This window comes from Lewinella sp. IMCC34191 (genome assembly GCF_003390935.1).
Taxonomy (GTDB): Bacteria; Bacteroidota; Bacteroidia; order Chitinophagales; family Saprospiraceae; genus Neolewinella.
Genome location: NZ_QNQZ01000003.1, coordinates 108222 through 123209 on the forward strand (window position 1 = coordinate 108222; position 14988 = coordinate 123209).

Sequence of the window (14988 nt, forward strand, 5' to 3'; positions counted from 1 at the left end):
AATGCAAGGCCGACAACGAACGGCCCTGGAAGGGACGTCTGCCCCAAGCGAGGTCTGGCCGAGCGACAGCGAGGAGAGGGCCTCGCGAAAAATTAACCCGCATTCCCCACAGCCTCCCCCAGTCCGTATCTTACCACCCCCCCAACCAAAAACTACCCCATGCGCTTTTCGCTACCCGCCCTCCTTATCCTTTTCGTCAGTACGCTCTCCGCCCAACAATCCGATCCGGTAAGTCCGCCACCCGCGACGGACCCGAGGATGTACGCCATCGCCAACGCCCCGCAGGCCGACCGGATCGAGGCTGACGTCACTACCCTCGTCAACTTCGGCACCCGCCACACCCTGAGCGACACTACCAGCGACACCCGCGGCATCGGTGCCGCCCGCCGGTGGATCCACGATGAATTTCAGCGGATCGGGGAAGCCTGCGGCGGTTGCCTGGAGGTCATGTACCAGCGCAATCTCGTAGAGGGCGACCCCGAGAGCCGCATTAAGGAAGACACCTGGGTGGTCAACGTCATCGCCGTGCAGCGCGGCACGCAGGACCCGAACCGCTTCATCATGATGAGCGGCGACATCGACAGCCGCGTCAGCGACGCCCTCGACGGCACCAGCGACAGCCCCGGCGCAAATGACAACGCCAGCGGTATGGCCGGCGCCCTGGAAGCGGCACGCGTACTGACGCAGTACGAATTTCCCGGCTCCATCCTCTACGTGGGGCTCAGCGGCGAGGAGCAGGGGCTCTTCGGCGGCAAGGGCATGGCCGACTGGGTACAGGAGCAGGGCTGGAACCTCACCGCCGTACTCAACAACGACATGATCGGCAACATCACCGGCGTGGACGGCGTGACCGATAACACCAGCTTCCGCATCTTCTCCGAACCTTATTACCCCAGCGACGCCAACGACGAGCGCGCCAATACCTACCGGCGGTTCTTCGGCGGGGAAGTCGACGGACCCAGCCGGCAGCTGGCCCGCTACATCGACCGCGTCACCCGCCAGTACACCACCAACCTGGAGCCCATGATGATCTACCGCCTGGACCGCTTCGGCCGCGGCGGCCACCACCGCCCCTTCAACGACGCCGGCTTCCCCGGGGTGCGCATCATGGAAACCCACGAAAACTACACCCAGCAACACCAGGACATCCGCACCGAAGACGGCATCGAATACGGCGACAAACTCGAACACGTCAACTTCCCCTACGCGGCCAAACTGACCGGCGTGAACGCCATCACCCTGGCCGGCCTGGCCGCCGCGCCACCGGCCCCGCCCCTGGTCATGATCGGCGGCACCGTCGAGCCCAGTACCCGCCTGCGGTGGGAAGCCCCGGAAACCGACACCCCCATCGCCGGTTACTACGTCCACTGGCGGCTGACCACCTCCCCGCGGTGGGAAAAGAAGGTCTTCGTTCCCGCCGGTACCCTCAACCACACTCTCGAAAACATCGTCGTCGACAACTACTTCTTCGGCGTCTCCTCCGTTAGCGAAGACGGCAACGAGAGCGTAGTCGTATTCCCCAGTACCCTCATCCCCCGCGGTACCCGCTAAATCGCGCATCCGCACGCAAGCGAAGCAAGCGACCCAGCAATGCCAAATCGTAAATCGTAAATCGTACTTCAGATGCGCCGCTACCTCCCCCTAGCCCTGCTCCTCCTCACCGCCACCGCCGCCGTCACTAACCTGGCCCCGAGTCCCGACCAGGTGAAGGCCGCCGCCGCCGTGCTCGGCATCGACTTCCTCGACGACGAGGAGATCGAGCTGATGATGGACGATCTGGAAGAGAATCTGGAAGCCTTCGATACCATCGGCAAGATGGACATTCCGAACGGCCTCTCCCCCGCCCTGGTGTTCAGTCCCGTACTCCGGCCGGATCAGCTCCCCGCCGATACGAGCGTGACCGCCCCCACCACCCCACCGGAAGTACTCTCGGTAGACGGAGGCAACATCAATGGACTGGAATGGGCCACCGTCGAGCAGCTCGCCGGACTGATCTACAACCGCAAGATCACCAGCCGGGAACTGACGGAGTTCTTCCTGGCCCGACTGAAGGAACACGACCCCACCCTACACTGCGTCATTACCCTCACCGAAGAACGCGCCCTGGCGAAGGCCGACGAGATGGACGCCGAACTGGCCGCTGGCAACTACCGGGGCTACCTGCACGGCATTCCCTACGGTGCCAAGGACTTACTGGCCGCCGAGGGCTACCTCACCACCTGGGGCGCCAAGCCCTACGAAGGGCAGACCATCGACGCGGACGCCGCCGTCGTCGAACAGCTCGACGCGGCCGGCGCCGTGCTCTGCGCCAAACTCAGTATGGGGGCCCTGGCCTGGGGTGACGTCTGGTTTGGGGAGAAGACCCGTAACCCCTGGAATACCGAACAGGGCAGCAGCGGTTCGTCCGCCGGATCCGCCAGCGCGGTGGCGGCCGGACTATTACCCTTCGCCATCGGCACCGAAACGCTGGGCAGCATTGTCAGCCCGAGCACCGTTTGCGGCACCACCGGACTGCGGCCCACCTTCGGCCGTGTCTCCCGCTACGGCGCTATGGCCCTGAGCTGGTCAATGGATAAGATCGGCCCCATCACGCGGTCGGCCACCGACGCCGGATTGGTGTTGGCCGCCATCGCGCACTACGACCCCCGGGACGCCCATGCGATCCGGGCCGGATTTCAGTTCGAACTGCCGGAAAACAGCGGGCAACCGACCCGGATCGGCTATCTGAAAAGCAATTTTGACGGCGATTACGATTTCGCCGCCAACGACTCCACATCCCTGGCCGCGCTCCGCGACTTGGGCTACGAACTGGTCGAAATTGAGCTGCCGGACGCTCCGGACATCGGTTTTATCCTGAACGTGGAAGCCGCCGCCGCCTTCGAATCCCTTACGCGCAGCGGCGACGACGACCTGCTCACCCGCCAGGTCCGCAACGCCTGGCCGAATGCCTTCCGTACCGCCCACTTCGTACCGGCGGTCGCGTACGTACAGGCTAACCGGCTACGCCGCGACCTGATGGAGAACATGGACGCGCTATTCACCGAGCACGACATCGACGTCTACGTCAACCCGAGTTGGAACTCAAGCAGCCTCTTCATTACCAATATGACGGGCCACCCCTCGATTACCGTCCCTAACGGCATGCACGAGGGCACGCCGACCAGCATCACCTTCACCGGGCGCCTATTCGACGAGCAAAACTTAGTGAACGTAGCCAGCAGCTACCAGGGCGCTACGCCGTGGGACGAGCGGCATCCGGCTGCATTTTAAGAAAGGCTTCCAGCTGGGCGATCGCACGCGCCCGGTGGCTCATGCCGATCTTCTCATCGGCGGTCATCTGGGCGAAGCTGCGGCCATCGCCCTCCGTGGGAATGAAAATCGGATCGTAGCCGAATCCCTCGTGACCGGTGGGGAAAGTAGCAATTCGACCTTCACACTTCCCCTCAAAAAGGTGCTCCTGCCCGTCCTTAAGCAAACAGATAACGGTGCGAAAACAGGCGAGGCGGTCTTTACGGTCACCGAGGTCGGAGAGCAGTTTGGTATTATTGGTTTCCGCGTCGCGCTGGGGCCCGCCGTAGTGGGCGGTATCCACTCCCGGGGCACCGTTCAGCGCTAGAACCTCCAGGCCGGTATCCTCGCTGAAGCAGTCCTGGCAGTGATTGTCCAGTACGAAGCGCGCCTTCATTCGCGCGTTATCCTCCAGGGTACGACCGGTTTCCGGAATTTCAGCGGTACAACCAATGTCCGCAAGGCTGCGGAAGGTGTAGCGATCCCCCAGTTGCTTCTGGATTTCGGCAATCTTATGGGGATTGTTGGTTGCGAAAACGAGCTGCTGCTTCATAATCACAATATAACCATGGCGGCGGGGCGCAGGTGCTGCGGCCTTCAAAAAAAGGCAAAAAAAATGGGCAAGCACACCAGTCGCTCAACCTCCTATCCTTGCTGCATTTCTGCCCTGGGGAGATTCAGAAGGAGCTGACCGTGTGCCGCCCAAGCCACAAAGGTAAGGGCTGGACGCGGGAATCAAAACTTTCCTTTACTTATTTTCAAATCCGTCCGCAGCTGAGGTCAATTGACCGTCCGGCTTACGTATTGATGATGTTTCCCTGCTCGTCCCACTGTACCTGCTCCGCCCGCTTGGACTGATCGACGTACAGGGGAAGCCACTTCGGGTCGTACGCCAGTCCGTGCTTGTCCAGTACTTCCTGCGGAGGGCCGTCCCATACGTTCGCCTGGTTGCCTACGTAGCCCAGATCGTTGATACCCTGCCGGCTGGTGTAGTAACAGGTCATGGCCATGTACCGGGCGAAGTTGAAAAAGCGGACGCCCGCAGACTGTGTTTTCGCTTCCGGATCCGGGTAGGCAATCTCGTCCACTAACTCGATGCGCTGGTCGTCGTCCAGTTCGGTGAAGGGCTTACCCTCGAAGCGACGGCTACTCTCCGCATTCAACCAGGCCAGTCCGCCCCGCAAGCGGGTAGCGTGTGCCGCCGGCTGATCCTTAGCCATGAACTCACAGAGTTCACTGAATCCGCTCTCCTCGACGTCGGGGATAATGATGTTACCCAGCACGACGAGCGTTTCCGTCTCGTGATCGGAAAAGAAGCGCTCGCTGCGCAGTTGTTCTTCGCGTTCGGCCTCGTAGGCCGTACGTAATCCGTACCCCTCGGTTTCGGCTTCGGTGGCGGATACCGGGGCCGGGTTATCCGGGTTACATCCGACGCTGCCGCCGATAAATGCCGTTCCGACGGCACCCCCGAGAATGGTTTTTAGCGTTTTACGACGATCCATCAGATATTCATTTTTTTGAGTTCTTCGACAATGTGTTCTCCCTGCCGCCAGGCAAGCGCCAGGATGGTCCAGGTGGGGTTCTTGTCAGCCTGGCTGGAGAACACCGCCGCATCGGAAATAAAGACGTTAGGCGATTCGTGCAGTTTGCCCCACTTATCGGTGACGCTCGTCTTCGGATCGTCACCCATCCGGGCGGTTCCGACCTCGTGGATGATCTGGCCGGGTGCCAGCAGGCCGTACTCCTGCTCCTTGCCGGGCTCGGGAGAGATCAGTTCCGCTCCCATATCGTCCATGATCCCCCGCAGGGTCTGCTGTGCGTGCTGCGCCTGCTTGTACTCGTAGTCGGTCCACTTGTAATTAAACCGGAGAATGGGGATTCCCCATTCATCCACCTGTCCGCTCGGATCGATTTCGCAGTGGTTCTCGTACATCGCCACCGACTCGCCGCGCATCGCCATACCGACGTGGGCGCCGTAGTAGCGATTCATGTCATCGAGCATCTTACGGCCGTAACCGCCGACCCGCTCCCCGACCGCGCGCTGCATTTCCAACAGGCTGCCGCCGAATCCGTAGCTGGGCATACCCAACCCACCCCATACTTCGATGTGGTAACCGCGGGGGAAGTCCAGCTTACGGTTATCCAGCCACCAGGGAGCGTAAACGTGCAGCCCCCCTACCCCGTCTTCGTTGTAGCGCTGGCGATCCATCAGGCTGGGCACGAAGCCGCTGACATTGAGGCCGGTACTGTCGTGGAGGTACCGCCCGACTACTCCGCTGCCGTTACCCAGTCCTTGCTCCTGTCCGGGAGCGCGGCTGTTGAGTAGCAGACGGGCCGTTTCACAGGCACCGGCGGCCAGCACGACGACCTTCCCTTTGATGGTGTATTCCCGCCGGTCTTCCTTGCTGACGTAGCTCACGCCGGTGGCACGCCCCGTACTGTCGGTAATGACTTCCCGGGCCATGGAATCGGTGTAAAGATCCACGTGGCCGGCGCTGTTCATGGCGGGGATGACCAGCGCACTGCTGGAGCTGAAGTCCGCCTTAACCATACAACTGCGGCTACACTGTCCGCAATAGAAACACAGGCCACGCTCGTCGTTCACCTTTTTGGTAACGATGCTGAGCCGGCTGGGAACGAAAGGTACCCCTACGTTCTTGGCGTGCTTCGCGACGAGCATTTCGTGGAGCCGCGGCTTCGGCGGGGGCAGGAAAAATCCATCCGGGTCGTTCGGCAGGCCTTCATTCGTTCCGAAAATTCCGATCAGCTTGTCGACCTTGTCGTACCAGGGCTTGACCTCATCGTAAGTGATGGGCCAGTTCGCCCCGATGCCGTCCTTATCGTAATGCTTGAAGTCGTCCGGTCCGAAGCGGAGGCTGATGCGCCCCCAGTGATTGGTGCGCCCCCCGAGCATGCGACTGCGAAACCACTGAAAATCGGTTCCGGGAAAGGTGGTGTACGGTTCTCCCGGAATGTCCCAACCCCCAAAAGCCGCGTTGAAATCACCGAAGGGCCGGGTGGTGGAGGCACCGCGGCGGGGGCTCTCCCAGGGCCAGCGCAACTGCGTGGCCATTTCCTTGTCGGTCGGATCGAAAAACGGCCCGGCTTCGATGATGGCGATATTGAGTCCATTTTCAGCCAGCCTCCGGGCGGTCATGCCACCACCGGCACCGCTACCGACTATGATGGCATCGTATTCTTTCGCGTTTTCTTTTATCTGCACGGATCACTATTGGATTAGGGGTAAGATAGCATTAAGTTCATTCGTTCCCCTCCGTCTCAACATCGGCTCTTGCCCTAAAATCAAGGCCTCGTTGACGCTTGCTTAGGTGAAATAGATAACAAGTATCCAAATAACCGCGCCCGTGAGAAAAGTAGGTAAAACGATTTACTTCCCGCTAAGGTATACCTCGCGGGCGGTGTATGCAAGAACTCAGAAAGGTAATCGCATGTCCACTGGTTTCGCCTTTAGCGGCGAAACCGTGACAGCTGCGGCAGAAGAATATTTGAATTGGATTTACCCGTTTAGGACACCACTGCCGGGACTGACGCGGATTTTACGGGCGGCGGTGCGCAGGTAAATAAGCAGATTGCGGTACGTGAGCTTTCATTCGCTCCGAAATATGATAACATTAAGGATTTTTACGGCCAGGTCCGGTTGCCAGGCACCTGCTGAGAAATGCCCTACATTTCTTCAACGGCATGGCGATCACTCGGAATACGGCTATTCCTTTTCCATATACTCCAGAAGCGCTACAAAATCTTCCGGCTCGTTTTTGAGCCGTTGCCGCCGTACAAAATCAGTAGCGACTTCGCCTTCGTCCTTCCCTAGTCTGGAGAGTAAATGCTTCATTTTATCGACCTCGGTGGTCTGGCCGTTATTGACCAGATAGCACTGGGTAACGCGTTTCAGGGTCTTCTTCGGCTCGCTGGTGTCGAACATATTCTTCTTGGGCGGATCCTGCCACACCGTACTTTCCTGGATGAGCAAGCGCCTTTCCTTACCTGAAAAAGCTACCTGGTACCACTGTGCGCCACTCTTGCGGGCTAAGGGATCGAAGCCCGGAACAAAGACGCGTCCGTTCGCATCGGTGACGGAATTAACGGCCTGGTTATCTAACTCGAACACCTCATCGTCCACCTTGACCTCGACCTTTTGGTCGATCAGTCGAATGCGGCCGGGCAGCACGTACTTTTGTCCGTCCTTCAGCACTATCTCAAATGGAACAAACTCGGTGTCGAGGTAGGCCTTTTCCGCATCCACTTCGTAGGCGGGTGGCGGGTTACTCACGTAGAATGCACCGCCTGCCGCTAACGCCGCTGAGGGATTCTGTTGATTGAACATACTTTCCCGGGTTCGATCGTTAAAGCGGGTCTGCTCAGTGAGGTCGGTTTCAGCATCCTGAGCCGGTAGTACTGTAAACCAGAACAGCGCAATTATGATGATCAATAATTTGGACAATTGCATGGCTAATTGTTTAATGCTCCCTCAATATAAAAAACGGCGAGTACGCATGGGATGCGTACCCGCCGTCGTGAGCTAAAAAAATACTTCCGCTATCCTATCAGTTGAAGACGGGAGTGGCATCATCCAGGGTTTTGTTCCCGGGGTAGTTGCTGTTCGAAGAAATTTCCGTCGCGGGGTAAAGAAAGCGCTCGGCTGGCGTATCCCTTGAGTCCATATCCGCTCCAATGAGGTTGTCTGTCCGGATGATGTCGTAAAAGGTAGGAAGTCCAAATACGGACACGTACTTTTCTACGAGTATCGCCTCAATGAGCTCATCACCAGAAAGATCAGTTTCGTCAAGATCCTCGTATGAATCAGTACCCGTCAGACCATCCCAATAATTGCGAGCATTATTGAGCGCGGAGAGGGCGCTTTCCTCATCTCCAGTACGAGCCGCTGATTCTGCAATGATCAATTGCACTTCAGGATAGCCAACTAAGGGAAAGTCTGCATCTGCCGCGAAATACCCTTCGTCGGTCACATTGATACGGTAAATGCCCTGATCCGCTCCGGAACTGAACAGTGCCAAACGAGCGGCATCGTCAGTTTTGTCATCGGCTCGAGACATTGGAGTATCGGTAGAGAGGATATTGTAGAGCGTAGATTCGTTGGTCCCCTCGCTACCGAAAGAAAGATAATTTGCGCGTTGCTCGAACTCGAACTGGTAGATCAAATTTTCGGTAAAATTTGTCGTGGTGTGGATATAGTAAACACCATCGGTCATATTGTCAAAGTTCGCCGCCTGTGCAGCGGTCAGAGCCTGTTCGTAATTACCCTGAGCCAAGTAATAACGGGCCATCAGCGCATTACCCAGTTGGCCCCACGTGGTTCCTGTGGGTTCGGGTCCGGTGGTGAATACCTGGTTGGCCGAAGTCACTGGATTGTCGGCACCCGGTCCAGTAGTGGCCTCCATCAATAAGTTAATACCTGCTGCCAGCACTTCTTCCTGAGGTTCGTATACGGGATCGGCAAACTCAAGATCATTGACCTGCGAGTACGGCACATCGCCAAACATCAGCGCGGCTTCAGCTACATAATAGCCTTCCAACAGACGCGAGTAGTTGGCAACTACCGCCAACTCCTCCGCTTCGGCTTGCGCCTGCGCAATTTGCGCCTGTGCGATACCCTGTTGGAAAAGGTCGCCCCAAATACCGTTAAAGTCAGCAGCTCCTACGTCATAATTGTCTTGAGTAGTGTATTGCCTGTCAGTACCGGCAAACTGATCCGCCCACATACCGGCAAGACGGAGAGGTTCGGCCTCGGCAATCGTGGAAGTACTCAATACGACGTGGTTGAACACCAGTTGAGCGGGAACTTCCGTAAATTGATTAGGGTTGACGTTGAGATCGTCGACAAGGTTTTCGCAACCCGTGAAAAGTATGGCGGAGATAGTAGCCGCAAGAATGCTCTTTCTCATTTTTCTTTATTGTTAGCAATTAAAGGATGGCAGGGCGGGCCGGCGAACGCCGCGGAGCTTCCGCGCGTTTGCCGTTGGCCCTGCCAGATGGCTGCATGCCTGTTTAGAAGCCGAATTTTAGGTTGAACAGCACCGAACGGCTACCGGGGTTATTGAAGTAAGCCAGACCCCGACCACGGGAAGCTCCCGTAAGGTTCGTATCCGGGTCGGCACCTTCGAAGGGCGTCCAGAGGATCAAGTTTCGGCCAGTAACTCCAATACTGACGTCGCTCAGTCCTACGTTCTCCAGCAAACTGATGGGCAGTGCATAGCTAAGGGTCACTTCGCGCAGGCGGGTCCAGGAAGCATCCTCGATAAATTGCTCGTCAATTTGTCCAAATCCTCCACCGTTACGCTGGTACCAATAAGCATCTGCGGCAACCGGTCCGCCACCGAAGTCGATAACGTTACCCCGGAATTCCGTACCGGCCGGGATGGTAGCTCCGGCAGCGTTCTGTATATCTTCAGGCGCCACGGAAATATTGGCCGTAAGCGGGTCGATGCCGAAGTACTGAAGTACGCCTTTCGTGCCGTTCCACATGTCCTGGTTCTGGGCGGTCTCGAAGAGGAAGCTGAAGCTTATTCCCTTATAATTGAGTTCGCTACCTATGCCTCCGCGCCAGTCGGGGTTAGGATCACCGATCACGCCCTGCTCGATGGCGTTATAGGGAAATCCAAATTCGTTCAGACTCAGACTACCGTCCTCTTCGCGGGCGTACCGGCCACCGTAGAGCGCGGCAAACGGAGCTCCCTCCACGAGGGCGGAAGACGTGGAGGTAAAGCCGTTGAGGATGAGGCGGCTAACGTCGGGCAACTTAGTCACCGTGTTTTCGTTGTGGCTGGCGTTACCGAAGATGCGCCACCGGAGGTCACCATTATTTAGCACGCCGTAGGAAAAGTCAAATTCGAAACCCGTGTTGGTAATTTCGGCAATGTTGGCATAGCGCGAGGTAAATCCGCTGCTCGGCGGCGTTTCGACCTGCAGCAGGGCGTCTTCGGTTACCCGGTCGTAGTACGTGAGGCCCAAGCTTAGACGGTTCTGGAAGAAGCGGAAGTCACCCCCGAACTCCAGTTCTTTGACAATCTCGTTCGTCAGGTTGGGGTTACCCTGCAGCGAACTGCGGGCGTAGGTTCCGCCATAGTTGAGACCGTCAAGCGCTTCGCCCCAACCGCCGCCCGGGGAGGTAGATACGAAAGTGGAAAGGTTCACATACAGCGGTGGCTCGATACCCACCTCGCCGTAGCTGGCGCGCAGTTTCGCGAAGCTTACGGTCTTGCTGTCGTCGTCGAAAAGCTTATATCCCAGACTGACGCTGGGGTAAAAGAATACTTGGTCGGGCAGCGAAACGGTCCGCTCCGCACGGCCACTAAGCTCCACGAGAAGGTCCTCCACGATGGTGAAATTCAGCACACCGAAGACGCCGTTCTTGCGGTTGTTGCGCAGGTTTTGGCTTGAGCCGTTGTTCGAAGCGATCGCATTCTCGATAATAAACTTATCGGAGGGAACGAGTAAGTTAGTCGCGGATCCGCTCAGCGACTGGTAATCGTTTTCGTAGTAGTTGTACCCGAGGGTGTAGTCCAGATTCAGGGAGCTGCCGAAGCTGGAGTTACCGTTCAGGATCAGGAACAGATTTTGGGTCTTCTCGGTGATCTCGTCACGGAACAGACCACCCTGTCCGTAGTCGCCCGCGGAAAGTACGGGAAACACCGTACGCCGCTCGTCGGTATAGTAGTCCAAACCGTACCGGGCGGTGAATTTAAGGTTAGGCAAAATATCCCAGTTAACTTCGGGAGCAACCAGGAAACGGTCTACCTCGGAGGGGTTGACCTGGCGATTGATCGTCCAGCCCGGGTTGTTGTATGCGGGGATACTATTTCCAAGGTAATTCCGGTAACCGCGATGAGCGTTCTGAGCAATTCCCCTCTCGTCGGTGTATACCCCAGAGTAATCGGTGTTGTCAAAGTCCGGCGAGGTCCTCAGATACCCTAGATATAGGCCAGCCAGGTTGGAACCCGTTTGGATCCGATTGGATTTCACACCGGAGTAGCTGCTGTTGACTCGAATATTAATCTTATCCGTGAGATTAAAATCCTGGTTGATCCGGATCGTACTACGGTCATAGTCAGAGTTTCCCCGGAGAAGGCCTTCCTGCTGTAGGTTAGAGAAGCTGACATAAGTGTTGCTGTTGTCTCCTCGGAAGTTGATGCTGACGTTCATGTCCAAAGTATTCCCTGTCTGGAAAATTTGGTTGCGGTTCACGTCATTGTAAACCGCAGTAGAATTTTTGACTCCATCTCCTAGTCCGGGTAATGATCCGTTCTGGTCAACATAGGGATAGTATGTGTTTCCAGTTTGATCCCCTACGAAGAACTCACCGTCCGTGTCGACCACATCCGCCGCGCCACTTCGGTCTGCGATACGGTCACCCCAGCTAAAGCCGGTGTTGGGTACGTAGATGCCGAATTCGTCAAACCTTTCGGAGGTGTAGGCTGAACCCTGACCAAATACGTCCTGCTTCTCATATTCCCGGTTGACCTCGTCAAAGCCGTAAGTAATACCCGCGTTTACCGTGAAACGCTTACCGGCCGTACGTCCCCGCTTGGTATTGATGACTAGTACGCCGTTGGCGGCACCCGTACCGTATACCGCGGCGGCGGACGCTCCCTTCAGCACGGTGATGCTCTCGATGTCCTGCGGGTTGATGTCGTTCAGGCGACTCTGCTGGACTACCCCACCGGTGTTTCCGCCGATGTTCGAGTTAGAGATGGGCACCCCGTCTAAAATGATGAGTGGTGAGGCATCCCCGAGGATGGTGTTTTGACCGCGGATTTGAATGTATGCTCCGGCGCCCGGATCACCGGAGTTTCGGGTAATGTTGATGCCCGATGTTTTGCCGGCTAAGCCCTGTACAACACCGGTTTCCCCGGAGCGCTGCAGCACATCCGCCTTGACGAGGGTGGAGGAACTAAGATCTTCATCCCGACGACGCTCGATTCCGAGTGCCGTAACGACGACCTCCCCCAGTTGAGCGGCGTTTTCCTCCAGCGCGATACTGTAGTCAGTACGGCCGTCCTCCAACAGGATCTCCTGGGTACCGAATCCGGTATAGCTGACGATGAGCACTTCACCTTCGGCTGGAACCGCCAGGGAGAATGCGCCGTCAATGTCCGTGACAGTACCGGAGGTCGTTCCCTGAACGAGAATAGACGCTCCGATCAGTCCCTGCCCTTCGATGTCAGTTACGGTACCGGACACGGTCTGCTGTGACATGGCAATGCCACAGACGAGGCAGACGGCTGCCACGACTAGTAAAAGTCTTTTCATGATTGAAAGAAGTTTTAGTTGATTAAATGTCTCTAAGGCTAAAAAAAGATAAGGGTCACCGGGGCGTCGGCCCGCAATGCTTCGTTGGGTCAGAGATGTAAATTGCTGAGTTGATTGTGCGTCTGGAGATGGGTGAAGAACTAGTGAAAACTTGCACGATAACTAAAAGCTCCTACGCAAATGGCGGATCTATTGTCCGCTGTATGAACGTAAAGGTAAAATATTTCGCTGCTTGAGCAACCCCAAATTAAATTTTCCGTCTCTAATCGATCGATTAGCCAAACCGATTGGTCTAATAATTCCCCCGATTTATCGATTTTTTAGCCGACCCGACGGGCGTTCCAACCCTTACCGTCTGCTGCCCTCCGCAATTTTCTGCAGGTATAGCTGGATGGTGTTCGACAACCCATGGTAGAGGGAATCCGTCACCAGCGCGTGGCCGATACTCACTTCCTGCAGGTCAGGTAGCGCGCCTACGAAATAGCTAAGATTATGCAGATTCAGATCGTGCCCGGCATTAATCCCCAGCCCGAGTTCAGCGGCGTAGCGGGAAGCCTTGGCGAATGAAGCCACGGCGCGCTCGGGATCCTCATCGAACGATTGCGCATAGGGGCCGGTGTAAAATTCAATGCGATCCGTACCCACGGCCAATGCCCCTTCGAGCAGATCGGCCACCGGATCGATAAACAGAGAGGTACGGATACCGGCATCCTTCAACTTTCCCACGATGCTACGAAGCTCCTCCGCCCGTCCAACGGTATCCCAACCATGGTCGCTGGTCAGCTGCCCCGGCTCGTCTGGTACCAATGTGACCTGCTCGGGCTTCGCCTCCAAAACGACCGAGAGAAACTTCTCCGTGGGATAGCCTTCGATGTTCAATTCCGTGGTGACCGATTCCCGCAGGGCAAAAACATCATCGTAGCGCGCGTGCCGCTGATCCGGTCTGGGGTGTATGGTGATGCCCTCCGCACCGAAGCCCTCACAATCCGTAGCGACCCGCACCAGGTCCGGATAATTAGCTCCCCGGCTGTTCCGGATCAGGGCTACTTTGTTCAGGTTGACGGAAAGGCGCGGCATAGGAAATCGGATTGGTTAGCCGCGAATGTACGGGCTACTCCTCTTCTCGTTCTCCGTCAATACGCTCCAGGCGTTCGGCCTGGTCTGGATTACCGGTAAGGGCCAGCGAGAGGGCGGTATAGTTGAAGGGCTCTTCGAGGTTGTTGCCGATGCGGGCGAGCATGAGGTCGAAGTACCGATCCTCGATGTCTTCGATCCCTTTGATGTCTTCGTGGAAACCGATGGTATCATCAACCGACGGCCGGAAGAGGAAACACTTGAAAAGGACCTGGCGTACCTTTTTCACCTCCGTCATCGAAAGGGTCGGAAAATCCTCCCGCAGCAGGCGGAGGCATTCCTGGTCGATCTCCGAAAAGGAATGAAAGGTGATGTCGTCGGCCAGGAAACTGGCGTACACGTCAATGCCTTCCCACATGATGATCGGATCCGGCATGCGGATACCCTGCTGCCCGGCTACGCGCAGGTAGTAGGTGGCCAAATGTTCCGGATTTGGCGTGCGGGCACCCGCTTCGTCCCCGGAGTCTTCACTTGCCAGTAGCCGGAATTCCGGTTCCTGCTCTCCTTCCCGGTGTCGTCGTTCGATTAGATCGCCCTGATCGCGCAGGAAGTGACTGAATGCCTCGTATCCGAGCAGGCTTTCGTCGAAATCGGGTTCCTGACGAATGATGGCGGGCTTGATCCGTACCTGTTGCACCCAGTCTGTCCCGTAGTAGCGGCTCAGTTGGTTCATCGCTACGGTAAGCAGCGAGCGGGCGCGCTCCGCGTCGAGCGACACCATATCCAGGGGACCGGTGTACAACTTGCGGCACCCCAGGCGGTGGTAGAAGTTGAATTCATCACAGCTTTCGATCCAGAAAGTATCGGTTACGGCTTCTACCCCGATTCCCATTAGCTGGCGACCTTTGGCCTGGACAATCTGACGGAGCTGCCGGTACTCGCTTCCCCCGCCAATGATCAGAATGATGTCGGCCGGTTCGGCTTGTTCCAAGTGCGTAATTACGTCGGCACTAAGCTGGCGATGGACGGCGACGTTCCCTAACTTATTGGGAAATAACTGGATCAGTTCCAGGGGAGCCTCGCCCAGTGATTCCGCGTATCCACCCAACGGACGCCAGTCAGCGTACGCTCGGTTGATAACGACACGGCCTGACCGGTCGGCAAATGCAAGCAGGCATTTGACGTCAATGACCTCCGGCTGCGTGACGGTGGGGGAAATCTGATAAGGTTTGCCATCGTTAGCAGCAGTTAGCAAACTTTCGTGCAATTGGGCAAAATCCCAAAATATGGCTAAACTGTTAGGCATTTACTGGGGCGTAGAAGAAAACATTACCAAAA

At 57.0% G+C, this 14988-nt stretch carries 10 protein-coding genes and 1 other RNA gene; 2 read left to right on the top strand and 9 right to left on the bottom strand.

Annotated features, from left to right (window positions below; all coding sequences use genetic code 11):
* Nucleotides 1-159 precede the first annotated feature (159 nt).
* Complete coding sequence (locus DRW39_RS07700; RefSeq protein ID WP_116106450.1) at nt 160-1551, top strand: M28 family metallopeptidase; 1392 nt, start codon at nt 160-162, stop codon at nt 1549-1551.
* A 72-nt stretch (nt 1552-1623) separates the two neighbouring features.
* Nucleotides 1624-3270 carry an amidase gene (locus tag DRW39_RS07705; RefSeq protein ID WP_116106451.1) on the top strand — a complete coding sequence of 549 codons (1647 nt, stop codon included), beginning with the start codon at nt 1624-1626 and terminating at the stop codon, nt 3268-3270.
* On the opposite strand, the gene rdgB is transcribed toward DRW39_RS07705, so the two are convergent.
* The 9 genes from rdgB to DRW39_RS07750 form a co-directional block, all read right to left on the bottom strand.
* Nucleotides 3233-3841, bottom strand: a complete 609-nt coding sequence (gene rdgB / locus DRW39_RS07710; protein WP_116106452.1) for an RdgB/HAM1 family non-canonical purine NTP pyrophosphatase — start codon at nt 3839-3841, stop codon at nt 3233-3235. The genes DRW39_RS07705 and rdgB overlap by 38 nt on opposite strands.
* A 58-nt stretch (nt 3842-3899) precedes the next feature.
* Nucleotides 3900-3996: signal recognition particle sRNA small type (ffs, locus tag DRW39_RS07715), an RNA gene on the bottom strand.
* 89 nt (nt 3997-4085) lie between these two features.
* Nucleotides 4086-4790: a gluconate 2-dehydrogenase subunit 3 family protein gene (locus DRW39_RS07720; protein WP_116106453.1), complete on the bottom strand. Its 705-nt coding sequence runs from the start codon at nt 4788-4790 to the stop codon at nt 4086-4088.
* Nucleotides 4790-6511, bottom strand: coding sequence for a GMC family oxidoreductase (locus DRW39_RS07725; protein WP_116106454.1), 1722 nt, complete (start codon nt 6509-6511; stop codon nt 4790-4792). Before DRW39_RS07725 ends, DRW39_RS07720 begins: the two co-directional genes overlap by 1 nt.
* A gap of 501 nt (nt 6512-7012) precedes the next feature.
* On the bottom strand, nt 7013-7756 hold the full coding sequence (locus DRW39_RS07730) for a hypothetical protein (protein WP_116106455.1): 744 nt from the start codon (nt 7754-7756) through the stop codon (nt 7013-7015).
* Between the two features lie 97 nt (nt 7757-7853).
* Nucleotides 7854-9212: a SusD/RagB family nutrient-binding outer membrane lipoprotein gene (locus DRW39_RS07735; protein WP_116106456.1), complete on the bottom strand. Its 1359-nt coding sequence runs from the start codon at nt 9210-9212 to the stop codon at nt 7854-7856.
* Between the two features lie 103 nt (nt 9213-9315).
* Nucleotides 9316-12576: a SusC/RagA family TonB-linked outer membrane protein gene (locus DRW39_RS07740; RefSeq protein ID WP_116106457.1), complete on the bottom strand. Its 3261-nt coding sequence runs from the start codon at nt 12574-12576 to the stop codon at nt 9316-9318.
* A gap of 348 nt (nt 12577-12924) precedes the next feature.
* Nucleotides 12925-13653 carry a pyridoxine 5'-phosphate synthase gene (locus DRW39_RS07745; protein ID WP_116106458.1) on the bottom strand — a complete coding sequence of 243 codons (729 nt, stop codon included), beginning with the start codon at nt 13651-13653 and terminating at the stop codon, nt 12925-12927.
* A 34-nt stretch (nt 13654-13687) separates the two neighbouring features.
* Nucleotides 13688-14905: an NYN domain-containing protein gene (locus DRW39_RS07750; protein WP_198664820.1), complete on the bottom strand. Its 1218-nt coding sequence runs from the start codon at nt 14903-14905 to the stop codon at nt 13688-13690.
* Between the last annotated feature and the right edge of the window lie 83 nt (nt 14906-14988).